Origin of the sequence: Streptomyces sp. NPDC004610, assembly GCF_040609715.1 — a bacterium.
Taxonomy (GTDB): Bacteria; Actinomycetota; Actinomycetes; order Streptomycetales; family Streptomycetaceae; genus Streptomyces.
This window is the reverse complement of sequence record NZ_JBEXLA010000002.1, coordinates 1-22,574: the sequence shown is the minus strand read 5'-3', so window position 1 is coordinate 22,574 and position 22,574 is coordinate 1. Positions and strand designations below refer to the sequence as shown.

Below are 22,574 nucleotides of genomic sequence, written 5' to 3'. Positions count from 1 at the left end.
ATGAGTGCCTCCTTCGGCACCGACCTCGTCGCCTCCGTCGTCGTCTTCCTCGTCGCCCTCCCCCTGTGCATCGGGGTCGCCGCGGCCTCCGGTGTGCCGGTCGCGCTGGGCATCATCTCCGGCATCATCGGCGGGCTCGTGGTGGGCTTCCTGCCCGGCAGCTCGCTCCAGGTGAGCGGTCCGGCCGCCGGGCTCGCGGTGCTGGTGCTGGAGTTCGTCACCGAGCACGGTGTCGGCCTGCTGGGGCCGGTGGTGCTGGTCAGCGGGCTGCTCCAGATGGCGCTGGGCGCGCTGCGGGCCGGCCGGATCTTCCAGTCCATCTCTGTCTCGGTGGTGCAGGGCATGCTGGCCGGTATCGGCGTCCCGCTGATCCTCAGCCAGACCTACGCCATGGTCGACTCCAAGCAGCTGGGCACGGCCCTGAAGAACATCGCCGGGCTCCCCGATCTGGCCTCCGCGGTGGCCGGGGACAAGCACAAGGCCGCCGCGCTGGTGCTCGGCCTGATGGCGCTGGTGCTGTGCTTCGTGTGGAAGAAGGTCCCGGAGCCGCTGGGCAAGGTCCCGGCGCCGCTGATCGCGGTGATGCTGGGCTGTGTCATCGGCGCGATGCCGGGCTTCGAGGTCAAGAAGGTGTCGTTCGGCAACATGCTGGACGCGATCACCTTCGTCACCCCGTCCGCGCTGGGCCACCTCCTCGACCCGGCGCTGCTCACGATGATCGTCACCTTCACCGTGATCGCCTCCGCCGAGAGCCTGTTCAGCGCGGCGGCCGTGGACCGGATGCACACCGGCCCCCGGACCAAGTACAACGCCGAGCTGTTCTCCCAGGGCGTCGGCAACACCATCGCCGGGCTGGTCGGGGCGCTGCCGCTGACCGCGGTGATCGTCCGCAGCGCGGCCAATGTCCAGGCGGGCGCCAAGACCAAGATCTCCCGCATTCTGCACGGCGCCTGGCTGCTGGGCTTCGGTCTGCTGCTGCCGGGCCTGCTGGGGCTGATCCCGGTCTCGGTGCTGGCCGGGGTGCTGCTGCACGCGGGCTGGAAGCTGTTCAACCCGCCCGCCTTCAAGCAGATGTGGCAGACCGACCGGGGTGAGGGCATCGTGATGCTGATCACCACCGGAGCGATCGTCGTCGCGAATCTGCTGGAGGGCGTGCTCGCCGGACTGGCCGTGGCGATCGTGCTCGTGGCGCTGCGGATGTCCCGGATGACCATCAAGCGGACGACGACGGACGACACCGGACGCGTCGAACTCAAGGGCAACGCCACGTTCCTGCGGCTGCCGAAGCTGATCGACGCCCTGGCGTCCATCGCCGACAAGCCCCGCGTCCATGTGGACGCCTCGGGCCTCTCCCATCTCGACCTCGCCTGCCGCAGCCAGATCGAGGAGTGGGCGGAGCAGCGCCGCAAGTCGGGCGCCCTGCATGTGGACGTACGGCTGCCGGAGGACCGCAAGGGCGGGACGAAGGAGGCCGGGGAGGAGCGGGAGCGGGAGCCGGTCGTCGCGGAGGTCGTCGCCGACACTCTGGAGACGGAGGTCTCGGAGGTCCGGACGACGGTTCGGACGGGGGGCGAGCGGGACGGTCGGGATGTCCGGGACGGTCGCGACGCGGAGGGGCTGGTGCGGCCGTATGCCTCTACGGGGGCGGCGCCGCCTATGCCGGGTGCGGCTGTGGGGGCGGCTGGCGGGGTGCAGGGGCCGGGGCATCTGATGGGGCAGGGGTTCGCCCATGGGCAGCCTGGGCAGTCGGGTCAGTCGGGGCATTCAGGGCATGTGGGTCACCCGGTCCATCCCGGGCAGCCTGTCCATCCCGTTCATCCGGTCCATCACGTCCCTGCCGCGCAGCCCGTTCATCCTGTTCACGCCGCGCAGCCCGTTCATCCGGGGCATCCCGTTCATCCCGTTCATCCCGGGCAGCCGGTGCACGGGGTGCCGGCGCAGGCGCATCCGGGGCACCAGCATGGCGCGGGGCATCCGGGGCATGCCGCCGGTCACCCGGGGCACGGTGGGCACCCCGGTCATCTGCCGCACCCCGCCCAGGCCCATCCCGGCCAGGCGCACCAGCCCCACCCCGGTCACCATCACCCCGCGCCCCCGCCCCAGCAGCCCTGGACGGGCCAGGCACCCGACCCGTACGGGCCGTACGCCCAGCCGGGCCAGGGCACCGGGTACTGGGGCCCGGAGGACGAGTGGGCCGCCCAGCAGTACGGCGAGGGGACCCGGCGATGAAACGACCGCACCTGAGGGACATGCGGGTTGACGACGACGACACCCTGTTCCTGCTGCTGAAGTCGCTGCACCGGTTCCTGACGGCGTGTCAGGACGATCCGGAACTCCTCGCCCGTCACCCCGAAATGCACACGACGGTCGAACCGGGGCAGCCGCCGCTGCCGCCGACGATGCGCTCGCGCTAGCCGCGCGGGCGGCGGCCACAGACGACCGGTCGGCTCCGCCACCGACCGGTTGCCGGCGCCGGGGTCTCCATACCGGGCTCATGGAGACCTCGGCGCCTTTGCGCGTCCGCTGGGGGGAGGGTGGGTGCGGTTGTGGGTGGGTGCGGTTGTGGGTGGGTGCGGGTTGGTGGGGGGCTGGGCGCGCAGTTCCCCGCGCCCCTTGCGGTGTTGCTCTGAGCCGCGTTGTGAGGATCAGGCCGACAGTTCTTCTCTCAGGGCGTCTCTGAGGCGGGCCGCTCGTTCTGTTACCTCCTGGGGGCCCAGGGTGACCGCGCGGTCCGCCCAGCGTTGGCCCTCGGCCAGTTCGCCGCGGCGGGCGTAGACCAGGGCCAGGCGCAGGGCCGCGCGGCCGTGGCCGGCGTCGGCGGCGCGGGTCCACCACACCGCTGCCTCGGGCTCGCTGCCCTCGCGGGCCAGCAGCAGACCGAGGTTGAAGGCGCCGTTGCGGGAGCCCGCCTCCGCTGCCGTGCGGTACCAGTGCGCGGCCTCGACGACATCGCCGCGCCCGGCGGCGAGCATGCCGACGCGGACCTGGGCGCGGCGGTGGCCCTGGGACGCGGCCCGCTCGTACCACTCCTCGCACTCGGTCTTGAGGTGGGCGGGCTCGCCCAGTTCGTGCGGCGAGACCGGCGGGCGCCGGGCGTCGAGGACGGCGGCCAGCCGGTACGCCCCCTCCGCGCTGCCCCCGCCCGCGGCGCACCGCAGATGCCGTTCGGCCTCCCGCTCGTCGCCCTCGCGCAGCCGGGCGATGCCGACCTGGAGCGCGGCCTCGGTGTGCCCGGCGGACGCCGCCCGCTCGTACCAGCGCAGGGCGTCGCGGTCGGCGCCCCGGCCCGCGTAGAGGATCCCGAGATTGAACGCGGCGTCGACGCTGCCCGCCTCGGCGGCCTTGGAGAACCAGGGCTCGGCGCCGGTGGCGTCGCCGCCCTGGAGCAGCAGGATGGCGAGCGCGTTGGCGGCCTCGCGGTGCCCGGCGTAGGCGGCGCGGCGGTACCACTGCTCGGCCTGGGCGGTGCGGCCCTGCTCGGCACAGAGCAGCGCGAGGTTGTAGCCGCCGTTGATGTCCCCGGCGTCCATCGCGGCCCGGTACCAGCGCTCGGCGGTCTGGGTCTCGCCGCGCTCGGCGTGCAGCGCGCCCAGGGCGTTGGCGGCGTTGCCGTCGCCGTCCTGGGCGGCCTTGAGCCACCACACGGCCGCGTTCTCGCTGTCACCGGCGTCGCGCAGCAGAAAGCCCAGGGCGCAGGCGGCCCGCGCCTCGCCGTCCTTGGCGGAGGTCAGATACCAGCGGCCGGCCTCCCTCAGCTCGCCGCGCCGCTCCAGGATCGCGCCGAGCTGGAGCGCGGCCCGGCGGTGACCGCGCGCGGCGGCCTGCCGGTACCACTGCTCGGCCTCGGCGGCCAGGACGCCCCCTGGGTCCTCCTCGGCCCCGCTGCCGGCCGGGTCCTTGAGGAGCTGCCGGTCCAGCTCGCGGGCGAGCCGGTAGGCGGCCTCGCGGTGGCCCCGTTCGGCGGCGGCCCGCATCCACAGTTCGGCGGTGGGGTCGCCGCGGTGCTCCAGGAGATCGGCGAGGGCGTAGGCGCCGAGCACATGGCCCTGCTCGGCGGACTGGCGCTGCCAGTACTCGGCGGCGGGTTCGTCGCCGCGCTCACGGTGGTGGCGGCCGAGGGCGTGCGCGGCGGCGGCGGATCCGGCGACGGCGGCGATCCGCCACCAGCCGGCGGCCTCCTCCGCGTAGCCCCGCTGGTGCAGCAGGACACCGAGGTTGTTGGCGGCGGCCCGGTCACCGGCGGCGGTGGCGGCACGCAGCTGGGGTTCGGCGCCGTCGAGGTCGCCGCGGCGCAGCAGCATGGCACCGAGGACGCTCATGGCCTCGACCTCACCGGCCTCGGCGGCGGCCCGGGTGCGCGCCTCTTCGGCAGTCTGTCCCGTATCGTCCCGGTCGGCCCCGATCCTGTGCTGGTCGGAGCCGATCACTTCCCGATGGGAAGGCTGCACAAAACGCCCTGTATCCAACAGAGTTGCCTTGTCCCCCATAACGTCCATCGTCGCACCACCAACAACCTGGGTACACCTGGTATACCGCAGCCAGTGAGGTCACTTCAGCGTTTTGTCGACATGCCCACAGAGAGACAAGTCAAACACAGCTCCCCCAACTCTCCACGGCGGCACGGCGACCCGTCCTGCGGTACTTGCGTTCGCCCAGCACAAAGGGCCCGGATCCTTGAAGGATCCGGGCCCTTTGCTGTCATACGCCCAAGGCGTCGACTTCAGTAGCGGGGACAGGATTTGAACCTGCGACCTCTGGGTTATGAGCCCAGCGAGCTACCGAGCTGCTCCACCCCGCGCCGTTGTGTGCCAACCGTACCACGGCGCGGGAGGAGCGATTCACCCCTGGTCAGGCCGCGTCCGGACGGGCCGTGGGACTGGGGCTGGAGCTGCCCGACGGGGTGGCGCCCGGAGTCGGACTCGCGCCGCCGCCGCCCGTACCGCTCGGCTGCGACTGGGCGTCCTCGGCCCGCTGGAGGGCGTCCTCCAGCTCCTGCTGCGCCCGGCCGTACGCCTCCCAGTCACCGTTCTTGAGGGCCTCCTGACCCTCGTCGAACGCCTTCTGGGCGTCGTCCAGCGCCTGTTGCACCGTCGGGTTGTCGGACGTCGGCGGTGGTGGCTGCTCGGTGTCGCCCTCGTCCGGTGGTGGCTGCGGGGCCGTTCCCTCGGCGCCGAACACCTTGTTCAGCGCTTCGTCGAGGGTGTCCTCGAAGGCGGTGTTGCCGCCGTAGGAGACCAGCACCTTGCGCAGCAGCGGGTACTTCAGGCCGCCACCGCGGACATAGACCGGTTCGACATAGAGCAGTCCGCCGTCCAGGGGCACGGTCAGCAGATTGCCGTACTCGACTTCCGAGTCACCACCTCTGAGGAGCCTGATCGACTCGGCGATGTCCTGTTCGGAGTTGAACTGGCTCTGCACCTGTTTGGGTCCGTCGACGGTGGTGCTGGTCGGCAGTTTCAGGATTCTGATCTTGCCGTAGTCGTCGGTGCCCGCTTCCGCGTCGACCGCCATGAACGCGCTGAGGTTGTCCCGCCCGTTGGGCGTGAATGTCGTCGTCAGCGAGAACGCCTGCTGCTGCTGGTCCGGCATCTTCATGCTGAGGTAGTACGGCGGCACCGCGTTGCCCGACTTGTTGGTCGGGTCGTCCGGCACCTGCCACACCTCGCTGCCGCTCAGGAAGGTGTTCGCGTCCTTGACGTGGTAGCGGGTCAGCAGCTCGCGCTGCACCTTGAACAGGTCCTGCGGGTACCGCAGGTGATCCATCAGGTCCTTGCCGATCTCCGCGCGCGGCTCGACCGTGCCCGGGAACGCCTTCATCCAGGTCTTCAGGACCGGGTCCTGGGTGTCCCACTCGTAGAGCTTGACCTCGCCGGTGTACGCGTCGACGGTCGCCTTCACGGAGTTGCGGATGTAGTTGACCTGGTTCTGCTGGGCCACCACCGCACGGGAGTTGTTCGTCGCCGTGAGCGAGTCCGCCGTGGTGTCACCGAGGGTGGTGCGCGAGGCGTACGGATAGCCGTTGGTGGTGGTGTACGCGTCGACGATCCACTGGATCCGCCCGCCCACGACCGCCGGGTAGGCGTCGCCGTCGATGGTCAGCCAGGGCGCGACGGCCTCGACGCGGTCCTTGGGCGTGCGGTTGTAGAGCACCCGCGAGCCGTCGCCGATCGCTCCGGAGTAGAGGATCTGCGGCTCGCTGAAGGCCACCGCGTACGCGGCCCGGTTGACCGGGTTGGAGAGACTGACCCCGCTGTCGCCCTGATAGCTGTAGGTTTTCTCACCGTTGTCGTCGGAGTAGTCGATCTCCTTCTGGGGACCGCCGACGATCGAGTACTCGGTGGTCTTCTCGCCGTAGTAGATCCGCTGCTCGTACTCGCCCAGCTTGCCCTGGGAGGGCAGGTCGGACTCGGTGAAGACCGGGCGGCCCTCGGAGTCGGCCGTGGTGCCCTCGGCGGCGACCACACCGTAGCCGTGGGTGTAGCGGAAGTGGGTGTTGATCCAGTTCTGCTTGTCCACGCCCGCGAGGTTCAGCTCGCGCAGACCGATCACCGTGTCCTGGTCCCGGCCGTTCTCGCTGTAGCGGTCCACGTCCAGGTTGGTCGGGAAGGCGTAGTACTGCCGCATCTGCTGGAGCTGCTGGAACGTCGGCGAGACGATGTTCGGGTCCATGATCCGGATGCTGGCCGTGGCGTCCACGTCGTCCCGCAGCGAGGCGAGGTCCTCGGTGTCGCTCTTGCCGTCGTAATCCGTGACCTGGGCGTCCGCGATGTCGTACGCGTCCCGGGTCGCCTGGAGGTTCTTGGCGACGTACGGGGCTTCCTTGGCCTGCTCATTGGGCTGGACCTGGAACTTCTGCACGATCGCCGGGTAGAGCCCGCCGATCAGGATCGCCGACAGCACCAGCAGCCCGAAGCCGATGACGGGCAGCTGCCAGGTGCGCCGCCACAGGGTGGCGAAGAACAGCAGCGCGCAGATGATGGCGATGCAGAAGAGGATCGTCTTGGCCGGCAGATACGCGTTCGCGTCCACGTATCGCAGACCGGTCCAGTTGTCCGTCGCCTTGAAGTCGCTGGACTTCACGGCCAGGCCGTAGCGGTCCAGCCAGTAGGCGACGGCCTTCAGGGAGACGAAGAGGCCGATCAGCACCGAGAGGTGCCCGGTGGCGGCGGCCGTGGCCCGCGCTCCGGGGCTGGTGACCCGCAGACCGCCGTAGAGGTAGTGGGTCAGCGCGGCGGCGATCACCGAGAGGATCGTGGCCGCGAAGCCGAAGCCCAGCAGGAAGCGGTACCAGGGCAGGTCAAACGCGTAGAACGACACATCCAGGTTGAACTGCGGGTCCTTCTGCCCGAAGGGCACGCCGTTGACCCACATCAGCCAGGTGCGCCACTGCCCGGAGGCGGAGGCGCCGGCGATCAGGCCGACCAGCGCGGTGATCCCGAGCAGCAGCCACTTCTTGTAGGGCGCGATCCCCATCCGGTACCGGTCGAGGTTCTGCTGCTCCATCGACATCGCGCTCAGCGGCGGGCGCAGCCGGTGGGCCAGCCAGATGTTGAGGCCCACCGCCAGGGCCATCAGCAGGCCGAAGACGAAGAAGAGACCGATCTTGGTCCACAGGGTGGTGGTAAAGACCGATGAATAATTGACCGACCGGTACCAGAGCCAGTCCGTCCAGAACCCCGCGAACATGGTGAACGCCATGCCGAGAACGGCAAGGACGCCCAGCGTCATGAGCAGGGTCCGGACCCGCCGGGACGGTCGGCCCACTCTGATCCGTGGCCCCGTCGGGCCTCCGCCGCGGTCCGGCATCTGGAAAGCCAAGGTCTGCACCTCGAAGGTTCGCTGTTGATCTGTCCGGCCCGTCCCGTTTTCGGACGGTCTTAAGGGCCCCGTGATCGTAGGCCCTCACCTATGCAACTTACTGACGCTTTACTCGGTTCCCGATTTCGGGGAAGAACGAGGCAGGATTGTGACCATGTCCAACACCCCCATGGCGGCGAGCCCGCTCACCCGGGCCGTTCTGGAGATCGACGAGTACGTCTCCGGTCTCGGCTGGGACCAGCCCGCCCGCCTCTTCGCCCTCGTCGACACCGCCCGGCTCCGGGCCCAGGAACCCTCCCTGGCCGCCCAGCTCGGTCTCGGCGCGGAGCAGGAGACCTCCGGCCTCACACCGATCGAGCAGGACGAGATGGCAACGGACAAGCCCCTCGACGAGTTCCTGGCCACCATCGCCTGGCCGGACGCGGTGGCCGGATGCGCGCTGAGCGTGGAGCGGCTGATGCTGCCGCCGTCCGCGGAGGCCCAGGTTCCGCAGGATCTGGACGAGGCCGCGCTGGCGCAGTGGGTGGCCGCCCACCCCGGCCGCCAGGAGGTCCGGATGACGGTCGCGGTGCTGCGGGACGGCAGCCGCGAGTCCGCGCTGCGGCTGCGCGCAAAGGACACCCCGACGGAGGTCGTCACCGGCTCGGAGCTGGTGCCGGGGCTGGCGGAGGCGCTGACGGCGACGTTCGCGGACTGAAACACGGGGGCGCCCGGGTCCCGGGCCCGGGTCAGCGCTTGGCCGCGGCGCGGGTCGGGGCGGGGGCGGTGTTTCCCGTCACGCGGGTCGGGCCGGCCCCTGGCCGACGTGCCGGTCGGCGCGGGGGTGGCGGCCCCGTCACGGGGGCTGGTTAGCCCTTGGCTGACGTGCAGGTCGGCGCGGGGTGGCGGCCCCGTCACTGGGCCCGGTCAACCCTTGGCCGGCGTGTCGGTCGGCGCGGGGGCGGTATCCCCGTCACTGGGGCGGTCAGCCCTTGGCCCACGTGCAGGTCGGCGCGGGGACGGTGTCCCCATCACGGGGGGCGGTCAACCCTTGGCCGCCGTGTCGGTCGGCACGAGGGTGGCGGCCCCGGCACGGGGCCCTGTCAGCCCTTGGCCGGTGTGCAGGTGGTCAGGTCGGCGGTGTCGCCGTCGCGGATGTCCTTGAGGGCGCCCAGCGCGTCGTCCATGGTGGCCACCCTGATCAGGGTGAGCCCGTCGGGTGTGTCCTTGGCGGCGGCCTCGCAGTTGTCGGCCGGGGTCAGGAAGTACTCGGCGCCCCTCTCGCGCGCGCCGACCGTCTTCATCTCGATGCCGCCGATCGGACCGACCTCGCCCTCGTCGTCGATCGTCCCGGTCCCGGCGACGAACGAGCCCCCGGTGAGGCTGCCCGGGGTGAGCTTGTCGTAGATGCCGAGCGCGAACATCAGACCGGCGCTGGGTCCGCCCACATCGGCGAGCTTGATGTCGATGCTGAACGGGAAGGTGTGGTCGGTCCCGGCGGAGATGCCGACGATGGCGCGCTGCTCACCGGTGTCGTCCGAGGCGGCCGTGGTGATGGTGATCTTCTCGGTCTTCTCCGGCTGCCGGTTCTCCTTCTCGGCGGCGGCCTGCTCGTCGGCGGGCACGATGGTGAAGACGACGTCCTCACCCGGCTTGTGCTCGGTCACCAGCTCGGCGACATCGGCCGGCGCCTTGACCTCCGTACCGTCCACCGCCTTGATCACATCGCCCGCGTGCAGCACGCCCTCGGCCGGGGAGTCCTTGACGACGGTGGAGACGATCACCCAGGACTGCACCGGGATGTCCAGCTCCTCCAGGGCGACGACCTTGGCGCTCTCCTGGGACTGGCTGAACTCCTCGGCGTTCTCCTGCGTGGACTGCTCCTCGGTCTGCCCGTCCGGGTAGAGCGTGTCGTGGGGGACGACCTTGTTGTCATGGGCGAGCCAGCCGTAGACCGCCTCGACGAGGTTCATCCGGTAGTCGGCGCTGGTGACCCGGACCGTGGTCATATTGAGATGGCCGTCCGTGGGGTAGGTCTCGCGCCCGTTGATCTGGAGCACCGGCTCCCCGTCGTGCTCCCCCAGCGTGTTCACCGTGGGCCCCGGGGACATCTCCGAGTACGGCACCTTGATGAGCACCCCGGCGCACAGCAGCGCGATCAGCATCAGGGTGGACGCGAGCATCGTCACGGTACGGCGTGGCATGGTCCGACAGTACGGGACGGTTCTGTCAGCGCACCGTCAGGGCGGCCGGTCGGGGCGAGGGACGGCCCGACCGGGCACCGGGGCCGCTCAGGAACCCGTGCGGGAGTCCTCCGGCGCCGGGGTGCTGGACTTCTCCATCGCCGCCCGGAATCTGGCGTACCCGTCCAGCTCGGGGCCGTCACCGCGGGCCTTGCGGGTGCGGTTGGCCCAACTTCCCCACAGCCCGGCGGCAATCGCGGCCACCAGCGGAATCAGCAACCAGGCGAGCGCCGCCATGCCGACCTCCCAACCCCAGATGCGTCCGCAACCGACCGAACGTCCGCAACCGACTGAAACTGACTGATCAGCAGATTAACCATCCGCACTGACAACGCTCACGGCAGGGGTGCGGTTACGCAAGCGGAGGGGGTGCAAGGGGGTTGGCGGGGGGCCTGGACGGGCCGGGCCGGGGTCAGCAGGCGCCGACCCATTCCTCGGTGCCGTCGGAGAACGTCTGGTGCTTCCAGATGGGCACCTCGTGCTTGAGGGTGTCGATCAGCATCCGGCAGGCGTCGAACGCCTCGCCCCGGTGCGGACAGGCGACGGCCACGACCACGGCGATGTCCCCGACCCTCAGGTCCCCGACGCGGTGCACGGCCGCCAGCGCGCGGACCGGGTACTCGGCGGCGACCTTCTCGGCTATCCGCCGCATCTCCGCCTCCGCGGAAGGGTGGCAGGAGTAGCCGAGCCCGTCGACATCGGAACCGCCGTCGTGATTGCGCACGGTCCCCACGAACAGGGCGATGCCACCGGCGGCGGCGTCCCCCACGGCGGCGAACACCTCGTCGACGGAGAGCGGGGTCTCCCGGACACCGATCAGCCGAACGGGCTCCTCACCGGCCCGCTCACCCGGATGATCGGGGTGAGCGCTGCGAACGGTGTGATCGTGGGTAGCTGCCATGCCCCCATCGTGCCCGACGCTCCCGGACGACGGAATACCGTTTCCGTTTCCCCGCCGGACCGCGAGCTGCCCTCCCCCGGTTGCGGGCAGTCGTGCCGCAGGGCAGCGCAGGCGGGCGCTGGGGGTACCCCCCTCTCGGGAAGGCACCCGCGCGCGGGTGAGCGACACGCCGTGACACGCGCGGGCTACGCCGTGCACAGGGGCCCGCCCTCAGATCCGCCGCCGTGCCTTCCGTGCCCGCCGCACCACCGCCGCCGCCCCCAGCAGCGCCACCGTCGCCCCCGCGGCCCCCGCCGCCGTCGCGTCCTTGCGCCCCAGCCGGCGTCCGGCCACCGTGTGCCGCCCGGCGACCTCGTCCAGCAGTTCGGCCAGCACCTCCTCGTTGGTCCACTGCGGACGCCACCCCGCGTCGTGCAGCCTGCTGCCGCTCACCACCCAGGGGTACATCGTGTACGCGAGGTCACCGGCGGGGGACGGCGTCAGGCCGATCCGGTGCAGCCGGGCCGCCGCGCCCAGGGCGACCGCCGAGGGCAGCTCCATGCGCCGGATCCCGCTCAGCTCCTCGACCTCCTCCTGCTCCAGCCATCCGTCGCACCCGACGACCAGCTCCCCCTCCACCTTCTCCAGCACCGCGTACTCCAGCGCCCCGCACAGGTCCTCGACATGGCAGAACTGCCACGCGGGCCGCGACCCGGCCACCACCAGCAGCCGGGGTGACTCGAAGTACCGGGTCAGCGCGGTGTCCGTGCCGCCGACCAGCACAGCGGGCCGGACGACGGTCACATTGAGCCCGGGATGCGCGCGCGGGGCACGCCGGGCGAGCCGCTCGATCTCCAGCAGATCGCCGACGCCGGTCGCCTCCGCGGTGGCCCGCAGCTCGGCGTCCTCCGAGAGGGGCAGCTCATTGTCCGGCAGGGCCCCGTAGACCATCGCCGACGTGCACAGCACCACCCGGTGCACCCCGGCCGCCGCGGCGGCGGTCAGCACGGTCTGGGTGCCCCGTACGTTGTACGCGGTGCGGGCGGCGGAATCCGTCTCCAGGTCCAGGTCGAGCGCCAGGTGCACCACCACATCGGCGCCGCGCAGCTTGTCGGCGATGGCCGGGTCCCGGACGTCCAGGATGTGCCAGCGCGCGTCCGCGCACTCGCCGCGGCGCTCGTCGATGGCGATCACCTGCCTGACCTCCCCGGACGCGGCGAGCCGCTCGGTGAGCATCGCGCCCACACCGGTCGCCGCGCCGGTGACCGCGACGACGGGCCCGGTCGAGGGGGCGGGCGAGGGGGTTGAGTGGTTTCGCGGTGCGCGAACCTGCGGATCTGGGGAACTCACCGGGCGTCTCCAGCGGTTGTCTACGTACGTAGCGCGCGTGACGCGTACGTACCAGGTGGCATCCATCCTGCCGCAGCGCTGCTGCGGGCGAAGCACCGAGGCCCTATCCGTCCGGGGTGTCTAGGCTGGGTGGTGTTGTAGGGCAGTCGTGCCGCCGGAAAGAACCGGTGGCCTTACCAGCCGAGGAATCCCGTGAGTGACACCCCATTCGGATTCGGCCTTCCGCCGGAGGAGCCGGACGACGGCGACGAGGGCAAGAAGAAGGACCAGGAGAGCGGTGGTGGTCAGGGACCGGCCAATCCGTTCGGTTTCGGGCCGTCCGGGGCCGGTGGCCCCGGTGCGGACAATCCGCTCGCCGCCATGTTCGGGTCGCTGAACCCCACCGACCTGGGCGCCGCGTTCCAGCAGCTGGGCCAGATGCTCTCCTACGAGGGCGGCCCGGTGAACTGGGACATGGCCAAGCAGATCGCCCGCCAGACGGTGGCCCAGGGCACCGCCGACGGTGTGAAGGACGCGAGCGTGGGCCCCGCCGAGCGTACGGCCGTGCAGGAGGCCGTCCGGCTGGCCGATCTGTGGCTGGACGACGCGACCTCGCTGCCGTCCGGCGCGAACACCGCGGTGGCGTGGAGCCGCGCGGAGTGGGTCGAGGCGACGCTGCCCGCCTGGAAGGAGCTGGTCGACCCGGTCGCCGAGCGGGTGGGCGGCGCCATGGGCGAGATCCTCCCGGAGGAGATGCAGGCCATGGCCGGTCCGCTGATCGGCATGATGCGCTCCATGGGCGGCGCCATGTTCGGTACGCAGATCGGGCAGGCCGTGGGCGTGCTCGCGGGCGAGGTCGTCGGCTCGACCGACATCGGCCTCCCGCTGGGCCCCATCGGCAAGGCCGCGCTGCTGCCGCTGAACGTGGAGGCGTTCGGCAAGGACCTGGGCGTGCCCAAGGACGAGGTGCGGCTGTATCTCGCCCTGCGCGAGGCCGCCCACCAGCGTCTTTTCGCGCATGTGCCCTGGCTGCGGGCCCATCTGTTCGGCGCGGTCGAGGGCTACGCGCGCGGGATCAAGGTCGACACCACGAAGCTGGAGGACGTGGTCGGCCAGTTCGACCCGCAGAACCCCGAGGAGCTTCAGCAGGCGCTCCAGCAGGGCATGTTCCAGCCCGAGGACACACCGGCGCAGAAGGCGGCGCTGGCCCGGCTGGAGACGGCGCTGGCGCTGGTCGAGGGCTGGGTCGACGCGGTGGTGCACGCCGCCGCCAAGCCCCGGCTGTCGTCCGCCGACGCGCTGCGCGAGACCCTGCGCCGGCGCCGGGCCACGGGCGGTCCGGCCGAGCAGACCTTCGCCACGCTGATCGGCCTGGAGCTGCGTCCGCGCCGGCTGCGCGACGCGTCCCGGCTGTGGGCGTCCCTGACGGACGCGCGCGGGGTGGACGGCCGCGACGCCCTGTGGAGCCACCCGGACATGCTGCCGACGGCCTCTGACCTGGACGACCCGGACGGCTTCGTGCACCGCGAGCAGATCGATTTCTCCGAGCTGGACAAGATGCTCGGCGAGGCGGCGGGGGGCGGCAAGCCCGATCTGAAGAAGGGCGACGCCGACGGCGAGGACGGCGGCAAGGACGGCGGCAAGGGCGAGGGCAAGGGCGACGCCGAGTGAGTCTGTACGACGACGCGGTCCTCGTGCTCAAGGGCTATGAGGGTCCCGGGGGTGCCGGTGGGGAGCAGGGGGAGCTGCGTCAGTCCTACCTGGACCATCTCGCCGCCCACCCGGACGGACTGTGGAAGTCCTGCCACGCGGGGCATGTCACGGCCAGCGCGTTGGTGATCGACCCCGCGCGCGGGCGCGTGCTGCTCACCCTGCACAGGAAGCTGCGGATGTGGCTCCAGATGGGCGGCCACTGCGAGCCGGGCGACGCCACGCTGGCGGCGGCGGCCCTGCGGGAGGCGGCCGAGGAGTCCGGGGTCGTGGGGCTGAGCCTGCTGCCGGGCGGCCCGGTGCGCCTGGACCGCCATCCGATCCCCGCGCCCTGCCACGTCCACTACGACGTCCAGTACGCCGCCCTGGCCCCCTCGGACGCGCCGCACACGGTGAGTGACGAGTCGCTCGATGTGCGCTGGTTCGGCTATGACGAGGTCGCGGAGGTGGCCGACGACTCCGTCGTACGGCTGCTGGGGGCGGCGCGGGAGCGGCTCGGGGAGTGATCGTCCCGGCGGCGGGGTCCCGGGGTGCCGGGTGAGCTGTGTAAAAGGCAGTGAGCTGTGTAAGGGGCTGGGCTGTGTAGGGGGCTGAGCTGTGTAAGGGGCATCCGCAATGCGGGCGCCCCTTACAGCTGAGTACCGACGAAGCCGCTGCTGGTTGCGGCTGCTGGCTAGTTGCCGCTGCTAGTTGCGGCTGCCGCCCAGGGAGTTTCCGCTGAGGCCGCCGGAGCCCATGCCGAACTGGCCGAGCATGCCGGAGGCGCGGACGTGCTGCGGCGGGAGCAGCTCGCTGGGCTGCACCAGGACGTGCCCGGTACCGGAGAAGTGCATCTCCCAGCCCTCGCCGGTGGAGCCGCGGCGGCGCCAGACGGCCGAGGTCGAGGTGGGCGCCTGGAGCTGGGTGCGCAGCGAGGTGGACCAGGCGATGACCGCGTCCGAGTCGCAGCAGATGTTCTTCTCCGGGGTGACCTCCAGGACCAGCGGCTCGCCCGAGGTCATCAGGACGACCTGCCCGGCGCCGGACAGCTCCAGGTTGTAGGCGCCCGCCGAGGCGACCTCGACGGCGCTGTCGATGGCGACGATGCCGACCCCCAGCGAGCCGTCGAAGGCCAGCACGGCGGAGCTGTCGACGGTGATGCCGGGGCCGACGTCCATGATGTGCAGGTACTGCGCGAAGTTGGCGAGATAGACGATCCCGGTGCCCTTGCAGCGCATCAGCTCCAGTTGCTCGCCGGTCATCCGCTCGACATTGCGCCAGCTGCGGTTGCGGTACTGGCTGTCGAACTCGACCTGTCCCTCGAAGGCCACCATGGCGCCCTGCCGGGCCAGCACGGGGCCGTTGCCGAGGGTGACGTCGGTCTTGAGGAGTTGCGGATTCTGGAGGGTGTAGCGCGCGGTGTGCTCCACCGGGATGTGCGCGAAGAGTGTGCTGTGCATTGTGCTGGTGCTCCTCTCAGCCCCGGTCAGCCACGGATCTTGAAACGGTCGCCGGTGTCCTCGCTGGGCTGGACGACCACGAAACCCTGCCCCTTGAACCCGATCTGGAAGGCTTCGCCGCTGCCGCGCCCGATCAGCGCGCTCGCCTTCATGGTGCGGCGGGCCTTCATGTCGAGGCCGTCGGTCCAGGCGATCAGCGCGTCCGGGTCGACATAGGTCTCGCGCTCGGCGCAGTCCAGGGAGATCGGCATGCCCCGGGTGACCAGGGCGACCCAGCCGGTGCCCCGGATGACGAGGTTGGTGAGCCCGGAGCCGGAGAGCTTGGCGAGGCCCTTGACCGGCTCGATGGTCAGCCCCAGGGAGGCGTCGCAGGCCAGCAGGGTGGGGCCGTTGACGGAGATCGCCTCGTTGTTCAGATGGACGACGAGGACCTCGCCGCCGTAGTCCGCGAGATACAGCTCGCCGTCGCCGCGGCAGAGCATCAGCTTGCCGCCCTCGCCGGTGACCATCTCCTCGGCCGTGCGGCGCAGGGTGCCGGGTGCCGCGTCGAACTGCACATAGCCGTCGTACGCGATCATCGAGCCGGCCTTGGCGTACAGGTCCTGGCCGCTGACCATGGTGACCTTGAGCGTCTTGGCGTTGTGCACGCCCATCCGGACGCCGGTGGGCGCGGAGCGCTGCGCGTGAAGTGACTGGAGGTCCATGGACTGCCTCACACCTCGAAGGGCTGGACGACGACGAAGTTGCCGGGCGCGCCGCGGAACTGGAGGTTGATGGCCTCGGAGTTCTGCCGGGCGTAGCCGGAGCGGCGCAGCCTGAGCGAGGTGGTGGTGACCGCCTGCGCGCCCGCGGACCAGGCGATGACGGCGTTGCCGTCCACATAGGTGGCCGGTCCGACGGGCAGCACCACGGGCACCCCTCGGGTCTTGACGACGACCGCGCCGGTGCCGGAGAACAGCATGCTGAACAGTCCGCCGCCGGGCAGTCCGGCGCCCTCGATACGGCGGATCTCGGTGTCCAGGGACTCGTCGAAAGCGAGGACGCCCCGCGCGCTGGTGTAGATCTGCTCGCCCTGGAGCCGGATCACGAAGAGCCGGCTGGCCTCGTCGGCGAGGAACACCTCGCCGTCGCCGGAGCAGCGCATCAGGGCCATGCCCTGGCCGGTGAGCTGCCCGGTGAGCTTGCCGAGCAGTCCGGAGCCCTTGTGGGCGAAGTCGATGTCGCCCTGGTAGGCGACCATGGAGCCCTGCTTGGCGAGGATGTTGGCGCCCTTGGAGAGGGTCGCGCGCACCAGCTCGGGGTTCTGCTCGGTCCAGCGGTCGCCGACGGGTGCCTCGGCGTACCTGGCGAGGACATTCCGCAGCCCGGCCTCCTGCGGCACGGGCGCGAGCTGGACGCCGCCGCCGAAGGGCTGGCCCTGCCCCGGGAAGCCGGGTCCACCGCCGGGCGGGGGCGTGAAGGGGCCGCCTACGGGGGCGCCGGGGGGCGGGGTGAAGGGGCCGCCCGCGGGGGCTCCGGGGGGTGCGCCAGGAGGTGCGAAGGGACCGCCTGCCGGGGCCGCGCCGGGAGGCGTGAACGGACCTCCGGCCGGGGCGCCGCCGGGAGGCGTGAACGGGCCGCCCTGGGGCGCGCTCTGCGGCGCGGCGGGAGCGGCGGGCGGCGCGCCCGGGGGCGGGACCGTGCCGGCGGGCGGGGTGTGCAGGGGCGCGACGACGGTCTGCGCGGAGTGCACATTGGGGGCCGGTGCCGGGGCCGGGGGCGGGGTCGCGCCGGGGGGCGGGGCGAAGCCCTGCGCGGGGGCGGGAGCCGGGGCCGGGGGCGGGACGGGTGCCACGGGGGCCGGGGCGGGCGCAGGGGGCGGTGCCCCGAAGGCGGGTGGTGCGGCGGCCTGGGCGGGGGGCGCGAAACCGGGGGTGGCGCCCCCCGCTCCGGCACCGGGCTGCGGCTCGGGCGCGGCCGGTGTCTCCTCCTCCGCGACCTCGCCGCCGAAGTTCTTCAGCAGCGCGTCCAGACCGCCGTCGAAGCCCTGTCCGACCGCCGCGAACCGCCAGACGTCCTTCACGTAGAAGTCGCCCAGCATCACGGCTCGCTCGGTGCTGAACTCCGAGCCGTCGAAGGGGTAGCGGGCCACTTCCTCGCCGCCCGCGACGATCCGAATGTACCCGGGGCCGATCTGCGACAACTGCCCGGCGCCGTCGAGCGCCGCCGTGAACGACAGCTTCTGGATCTGCTGCGGGACCTGGTCCAGGGTGACCCGGAACGACTCCGTGTCACCCGCCTGGGCACCCAGCAGCTGAAGGGACTCCTCCGGGGACTTCGGCTGATTGAAGAAGATGAAGTACCGGTCGTCGGAGAGCCGTTCATCGGCGTCGAGTCCGAAGCAACTGATGTCGAAGCTCAGTCCGGGCCCCGAGATCTGCACGCCTACATACAGATCGGTCCCCGCGGTGAGATCACTGACCTTGGCCTTGTGGCCGCGTTGGAATTCCCTGGCCATACGCTACGACCGTCCCCCATCCCGAATGCGAGTGCGTCGCGTCAGGCTAACGGCAATCCCGGACAACGGACGAAGTCGGTACAGACCCGGTACAGAACGAAGACTCCCGGCCATGAAGAGATCACGGGGCGTGGGTGAGCGTTGACGCGCGGCTGATGTGCGGGGCGATGGTGGCCACTCGCAGGGGGCTCGGGTGCGGGCGCGCGGCGGGGTGCGTGCAGTGGAGGGGCGCTCGCGCGCGGGGGGGTCTTCCGGTGGTCGGGCTTGGTGTCGGCGCGGGTCAGGAGGGCTGCTCGCGCGCGAGCGGTTCGGCGACGGTCGCCGGACGGTGTGCTCGTCGGCGGACGCCGCTCTCGCGCGGGGGCGGTTGCTGGAGAGCGTGCTCGCGGTGGACGGCCACTCACGCGCGGGGGCGGTTCAAGTGCCGGACTCGCCCTAGCTCCCGGCGCCGCTCTCGGTATCGGTATCGGTATCCGCGTAGGTATCGGGGTCCGTGTCCGTATCAGGGTCCCGGTCTCCGCGCCCCTCGCGCGCGCCCGGTAGATGCGGCAGCCGGTCGGCGGCGACCACGCCCTCCAGATAGCCGCGCGCCCGCTCGGTGCGGGGATACGCCTCCAGCAGCCGCCAGAAGCGCGGCCCGTGGCCGGGCACCAGCAGATGGGCCAACTCATGGAGGAGGACGTAGTCGACGACGTACTCGGGCATCCCCTGGAGCCGGTGGGAGAGCCGGATGCTGCCGTCGGAGGGCGTGCACGAGCCCCAGCGGGTGTTCTGGTTGGTGACCCAGCGCACCGAGACCGGGCGGGCCCGGCCGCCGAAGTACTGCGCCGACAGCCGCTCGGCACGCTCGGCCAGCTCGGCGTCGCCGAGGACCCGCTTGCTCTCCTGGGCGGCCAACTTGTCCAGCATGACGCTCACCCAGCGTTGCTCCTCCGCCTCGGACATCCGGGCAGGGATGAGCACGACGGTGCGATCGCCCTCGCGGTACGCCGAGACCGTCCGTCGTCGACGGGCGCTCCTGCGTACCTCGATCGCGCTCGCCCCCGAGCCGCTCGGCGGCTGGCTCGTCGTGCTGCGCTGTGGCGTTCCGGCGCTGTGCAGGGGGTCGGCGGGCACGCCCCGACGTTACCCGCTGCACATGAGTGAAGTCTTGACTCCGGAACCGTTCCGTTGCCGATCCCCCGCCAAGCGTCTGATTTGTACGACGAATACCCGCTACCTGTGGACAACTTTCGGCCTCCGCCGCCCGGCCCGTGCATGCTGAATCCCGTCGGCGGAGCGGGGGCCGGAGCGCTCCCGAAGCGATTCCACCGGCGAAGGCATCTATCTGGATTTTCCGCACTTCCGGACTTGCGCACTTCCGGACTTCTGCGCTTCTGCACCACTGAGCGGCTGAGCTACTGAGTGGGTGAGCGGCTGAACTACTGGGGTTGTGCACCACTGCACTGCTCGTACTTCTGGGGCTACGGGGGCCTGACATGCATCCGATGGTGAAACCGGCGCTGCGGCGCGGCTGGCGTGATCTGAACACCGTGCAGTTCGGCATGGCACCGGCGCACGCGATGACCCTGGGGCCGATGGACACGGCGACCGGGCACTTCCTGGAGCTGCTCAACGGCACGCGGGGGCTGCCGCTGCTGCGCGAGGAGGCCCGCCGGATGGATCTGCCGGACGGCCATGTCGACGCGCTGGTGGACCGGCTGTCCGGCTCGGGGCTGCTGGACGACGCCCGGGGCGGCGGTCCGGCCGCCGACGCCCTGCGCGCCCGCAAGGAGGTCCTCGACCGGCTGCGCCCGGATCACGCGTCCCTGTCCGTGACCACCTCGGAGCCGGGTGACGCCCTGGCCCGGCTGGCGGCCCGGCGTGCGATGCGGGTCCGGGTGCTGGGCGCGGGCCGGGTGGGGGTGTCGCTGGCGGCGCTGCTGTCGGGCGCCGGGGTCGGTGAGGTCGATGTGCGTGACATCGGCAAGGTGGAGCCGTGGGATGTGGCGCCGGGCGGGCTGTCGGCCGAGTCGGTGGGCGAGCACCGGGTGGACGCGGCCCGCCGCGCGGTGCGCCGTGCCGCCCCGGACCGGGCGCCGCGCCACACCCCCGGCCCGGCGGAGGAGAGCGGCGATCCGGGACTGTCGCTGGTGGTCCTGGCGCCGCGCGACGATGTGGCGGTCCATGCCCCGGCTCCTGAGACGGCCCGGCCGTTCCTGGAGTCCGGCACACCCCATCTGTACGCCGGGGTGGTCGAGGCGACGGGGGTGGTCGGGCCCCTGGTCCTGCCCGGTGAGACCGGCTGCGCGGGCTGTCTCCAGGAGGCCCGGACGGACCGCGATCCGGACTGGCCCCGGCTGGTCACCCAGTGGCGCTCGGGCGGCCGGCGGCGCCAGGTGCGCGCCTGCGATCTGACGCTGGCCACGACGGTCGCCGCCCTGGCCGCCGCCCATGCGCTGGCCTTCCTGGACGGCCGGGAGCCGTCCGGCGCGGGCGTCCGCTGGGAGGTGTCGCTGCCCGTTCTCCAGTGGCACGCACGGCCGGTCTCACCGCATCCGGCGTGTCCGTGCGGGGCGGCGGAGAAAGGTAGGACGGAACACACCTCCGAGGAAGGGCCGTCGCACGAGACAATGGCGGTGCAGCGGTCGTCGAGGACGTCGGGCCACACCCCCGGCGCGGCGCGGCCGTCCGGCACTTGGAGGGCGCATGTCTGATCTTCCCCGGAAGGCGGTCACCCGGACCGCCAAGCTCGCCGCGCTCCCGCTCGGTTTCGCCGGACGGGCCACCTGGGGCCTGGGCAAGCGGATCGTGGGCGAATCAGCGGAGCTGGTCGGCCGTGAGCTCCAGCAGCGCACCGCGGAACAGCTCTTCAAGGTGCTCGGCGAGCTGAAGGGCGGTGCGATGAAGTTCGGCCAGGCGCTGTCCGTCTTCGAGTCCGCCCTGCCCGAGGAGATCGCGGGACCGTACCGGGCGGCGCTGACCAAGCTCCAGGAGGCCGCTCCCCCGATGCCGACCCGCACGGTGCACGCGGTGCTGGCCGAGCGGCTCGGCGAGGACTGGCGTGATCTGTTCCTGGAGTTCGAGGACAAGCCATCGGCGGCGGCCTCCATCGGCCAGGTGCACCGGGGGGTGTGGCGGGACGGCCGGGAGGTCGCGGTCAAGGTCCAGTACCCGGGCGCGGGCGAGGCCCTGCTGTCCGATCTGAACCAATTGAGCCGTTTCTCCCGTCTCTTGGGTCCGCTGATCCCCGGCATGGACATCAAGCCACTGATCACGGAGCTGCGCGACCGGGTCTCCGAGGAGCTGGACTACGCCCTGGAGGCCGAGTCCCAGCGGGTGCACGCCGAGGAGTTCGCGGACGACCCGGACGTCCTGGTCCCGGCCGTGGTCCAGCAGTGCGACCAGGTACTGATCACCGAGTGGATCGACGGCATCCCGCTGTCGGAGATCATCGCGGACGGCACCGATGAGCAGCGCGACCGCGCCGGTCAGCTCCTGGCCCGCTTCCTCTTCTCCGGCCCGGCCCGCACCGGCCTGCTGCACGCCGACCCGCACCCCGGCAACTTCCGGCTGCTGCCCGGCTGCCCGGAGGGCGCGGACGGCTGGCGGCTCGGTGTCCTCGACTTCGGCACCGTCGACCGGCTTCCGGGCGGCCTGCCCGAGCCCATCGGCGACAGCCTGCGCCTGACGCTGGACGGCGAGGCGGAGGCGGTCTACGAGATGCTGTGCGCGGAGGGCTTCGTCAAGGAGTCGATAGAGCTGGACCCGGAAGCGGTCCTGGACTATCTGCTGCCGATCATCGAACCGGCCCGGGTCGAGGCGTTCACCTTCACCCGCGCCTGGATGCGCAGCCAGGCCGCCCGGATCGCCGATGTCCGCTCTCCCGCGCACCAGCTCGGCAAGCAGCTCAATCTGCCTCCGGCCTATCTCCTGATACACCGTGTGACGCTCAGCACCATCGGCGTCCTGTGCCAGCTCGGCGCGACGGTCCGGCTCCGCGACGAACTGGAGGAGTGGCTGCCCGGGTTCCTGACGGAGGAGTATCCGGAGGACGAGGTCGAAGAGTTCGAAGAGTTCGAAGAGGCTGAGGAGTGGGACGAGGGGGACGAGTCTGAGGCTGCCGGGCCGACGGAGGTACTGGGCGACGAGCCCGGGGACACAGGGCCGACGGAGGCACCGGACAGCGAGACAGGGGGCGTCGGGTCGGGGCCCCGTAAGGCGGAGGGCAGCACGGAAGGGCCCCTGCCCGAGCCGCGGACCGAACCCCGGACAGCCGCGGGGGCATGACCCCCCTACCCGTCGTCGTCCCCCGGCGGCCCGCCGCTACCACCAGGACGAGTCGAGCCGCCCTTCGATCGCCCGGAGGTTCTCCCGGGAGCAGGTGTCGCAGAAGTACTGACGGACACCGTTCTCCACGGAGCAGGTCCAGGTGAGCCGCGGTCCCTCGGTGGGCGTTCCGCAGCGGGCGCACACCAGGGTGCGGGCCGCTGTCGCCGGGCCGTCCTCGTCACTGCCTCCGGCATCACTCGTCATCCGGTGACGATAACCCCGTACCGGGGCGATTCCGGACACAACGCACCGCGGGGTCCGGTCCGTTCGGACGACGCTGTTGGCTAATCCGGCTTCCGGCGTGACGTCGGCCTTCAAGACCCGGTTGTGGTCTTGAAGGCCGACGTTGGCGTTTGGGGAGGGTGTCG

At 71.5% G+C, this 22,574-nt stretch carries 18 protein-coding genes and 1 tRNA gene; 7 read left to right on the top strand and 12 right to left on the bottom strand.

Features of this window, described 5'->3' with window-relative positions; genetic code table 11:
* A complete protein-coding gene (locus ABZX40_RS02205) occupies positions 1 to 2,229 on the top strand; it encodes a SulP family inorganic anion transporter (RefSeq protein WP_355749077.1) in 2,229 nt (742 codons plus the stop codon).
* On the top strand, positions 2,226 to 2,414 hold the full coding sequence (locus ABZX40_RS02200) for a hypothetical protein (RefSeq protein ID WP_355749076.1): 189 nt from the start codon (positions 2,226 to 2,228) through the stop codon (positions 2,412 to 2,414). The genes ABZX40_RS02205 and ABZX40_RS02200 overlap by 4 nt, the downstream gene beginning before the upstream one ends.
* A 231-nt stretch (positions 2,415 to 2,645) precedes the next feature.
* Here the strand turns inward: ABZX40_RS02200 and ABZX40_RS02195 are convergent, their stop codons facing one another.
* The 3 genes from ABZX40_RS02195 to ABZX40_RS02185 all read right to left on the bottom strand — a co-directional run bounded on the left by ABZX40_RS02195 (position 2,646) and on the right by ABZX40_RS02185 (position 7,806).
* Positions 2,646 to 4,496, bottom strand: a complete 1,851-nt coding sequence (locus tag ABZX40_RS02195) for a sel1 repeat family protein (RefSeq protein ID WP_355749074.1) — start codon at positions 4,494 to 4,496, stop codon at positions 2,646 to 2,648.
* Positions 4,497 to 4,724: 228 nt separating this feature from the next.
* Positions 4,725 to 4,798 (bottom strand) — tRNA-Met (locus tag ABZX40_RS02190).
* A 50-nt stretch (positions 4,799 to 4,848) separates the two neighbouring features.
* Positions 4,849 to 7,806, bottom strand: a complete 2,958-nt coding sequence (locus ABZX40_RS02185) for a UPF0182 family protein (RefSeq protein WP_355749177.1) — start codon at positions 7,804 to 7,806, stop codon at positions 4,849 to 4,851.
* A 166-nt stretch (positions 7,807 to 7,972) separates the two neighbouring features.
* Between ABZX40_RS02185 and ABZX40_RS02180 the strand changes: the two genes are divergently transcribed.
* Positions 7,973 to 8,515 carry a PPA1309 family protein gene (locus tag ABZX40_RS02180; protein ID WP_355749071.1) on the top strand — a complete coding sequence of 181 codons (543 nt, stop codon included), beginning with the start codon at positions 7,973 to 7,975 and terminating at the stop codon, positions 8,513 to 8,515.
* Positions 8,516 to 8,900: 385 nt separating this feature from the next.
* Here the strand turns inward: ABZX40_RS02180 and ABZX40_RS02175 are convergent, their stop codons facing one another.
* The 4 genes from ABZX40_RS02175 to ABZX40_RS02160 all read right to left on the bottom strand — a co-directional run bounded on the left by ABZX40_RS02175 (position 8,901) and on the right by ABZX40_RS02160 (position 12,270).
* Complete coding sequence (locus ABZX40_RS02175; RefSeq protein ID WP_355749068.1) at positions 8,901 to 10,001, bottom strand: PDZ domain-containing protein; 1,101 nt, start codon at positions 9,999 to 10,001, stop codon at positions 8,901 to 8,903.
* A gap of 87 nt (positions 10,002 to 10,088) precedes the next feature.
* Positions 10,089 to 10,277 carry a hypothetical protein gene (locus ABZX40_RS02170; protein WP_355749065.1) on the bottom strand — a complete coding sequence of 63 codons (189 nt, stop codon included), beginning with the start codon at positions 10,275 to 10,277 and terminating at the stop codon, positions 10,089 to 10,091.
* A gap of 175 nt (positions 10,278 to 10,452) precedes the next feature.
* Positions 10,453 to 10,941 (bottom strand): molybdenum cofactor biosynthesis protein MoaE, encoded by a 489-nt coding sequence (locus tag ABZX40_RS02165; RefSeq protein WP_355749062.1) that lies wholly within the window; start codon positions 10,939 to 10,941, stop codon positions 10,453 to 10,455.
* 210 nt (positions 10,942 to 11,151) lie between these two features.
* On the bottom strand, positions 11,152 to 12,270 hold the full coding sequence (locus ABZX40_RS02160; protein WP_355749059.1) for an SDR family oxidoreductase: 1,119 nt from the start codon (positions 12,268 to 12,270) through the stop codon (positions 11,152 to 11,154).
* Between the two features lie 192 nt (positions 12,271 to 12,462).
* On the opposite strand from ABZX40_RS02160, the gene ABZX40_RS02155 reads away from it, so the two are divergent.
* Together ABZX40_RS02155 and ABZX40_RS02150 are read left to right on the top strand one after the other, a co-directional pair.
* Entirely contained in the window at positions 12,463 to 13,920 is a 1,458-nt protein-coding gene (locus ABZX40_RS02155; RefSeq protein WP_355749056.1) for a zinc-dependent metalloprotease, read from the top strand.
* Positions 13,917 to 14,465, top strand: coding sequence for an NUDIX domain-containing protein (locus ABZX40_RS02150; RefSeq protein WP_355749053.1), 549 nt, complete (start codon positions 13,917 to 13,919; stop codon positions 14,463 to 14,465). Before ABZX40_RS02155 ends, ABZX40_RS02150 begins: the two co-directional genes overlap by 4 nt.
* Positions 14,466 to 14,645: 180 nt before the next feature.
* On the opposite strand, the gene ABZX40_RS02145 is transcribed toward ABZX40_RS02150, so the two are convergent.
* The 4 genes from ABZX40_RS02145 to ABZX40_RS02130 form a co-directional block, all read right to left on the bottom strand.
* Positions 14,646 to 15,398, bottom strand: a complete 753-nt coding sequence (locus ABZX40_RS02145) for an AIM24 family protein (RefSeq protein ID WP_355749050.1) — start codon at positions 15,396 to 15,398, stop codon at positions 14,646 to 14,648.
* 26 nt (positions 15,399 to 15,424) lie between these two features.
* Entirely contained in the window at positions 15,425 to 16,102 is a 678-nt protein-coding gene (locus ABZX40_RS02140) for an AIM24 family protein (RefSeq protein ID WP_355749047.1), read from the bottom strand.
* Positions 16,103 to 16,110: 8 nt separating this feature from the next.
* Entirely contained in the window at positions 16,111 to 17,895 is a 1,785-nt protein-coding gene (locus ABZX40_RS02135; protein ID WP_355749044.1) for a TerD family protein, read from the bottom strand.
* Between the two features lie 435 nt (positions 17,896 to 18,330).
* Positions 18,331 to 19,011 carry a M48 family metallopeptidase gene (locus tag ABZX40_RS02130; protein ID WP_355749041.1) on the bottom strand — a complete coding sequence of 227 codons (681 nt, stop codon included), beginning with the start codon at positions 19,009 to 19,011 and terminating at the stop codon, positions 18,331 to 18,333.
* Between the two features lie 362 nt (positions 19,012 to 19,373).
* Between ABZX40_RS02130 and ABZX40_RS02125 the strand changes: the two genes are divergently transcribed.
* Positions 19,374 to 20,591: a TOMM precursor leader peptide-binding protein gene (locus tag ABZX40_RS02125; RefSeq protein WP_355749038.1), complete on the top strand. Its 1,218-nt coding sequence runs from the start codon at positions 19,374 to 19,376 to the stop codon at positions 20,589 to 20,591.
* Complete coding sequence (locus ABZX40_RS02120) at positions 20,584 to 22,164, top strand: AarF/ABC1/UbiB kinase family protein (protein WP_355749035.1); 1,581 nt, start codon at positions 20,584 to 20,586, stop codon at positions 22,162 to 22,164. The genes ABZX40_RS02125 and ABZX40_RS02120 overlap by 8 nt, the downstream gene beginning before the upstream one ends.
* A gap of 36 nt (positions 22,165 to 22,200) precedes the next feature.
* Here ABZX40_RS02120 and ABZX40_RS02115 read toward each other — a convergent pair whose 3' ends face one another.
* Complete coding sequence (locus ABZX40_RS02115; RefSeq protein WP_355749032.1) at positions 22,201 to 22,410, bottom strand: hypothetical protein; 210 nt, start codon at positions 22,408 to 22,410, stop codon at positions 22,201 to 22,203.
* Positions 22,411 to 22,574: the final 164 nt, after the last annotated feature.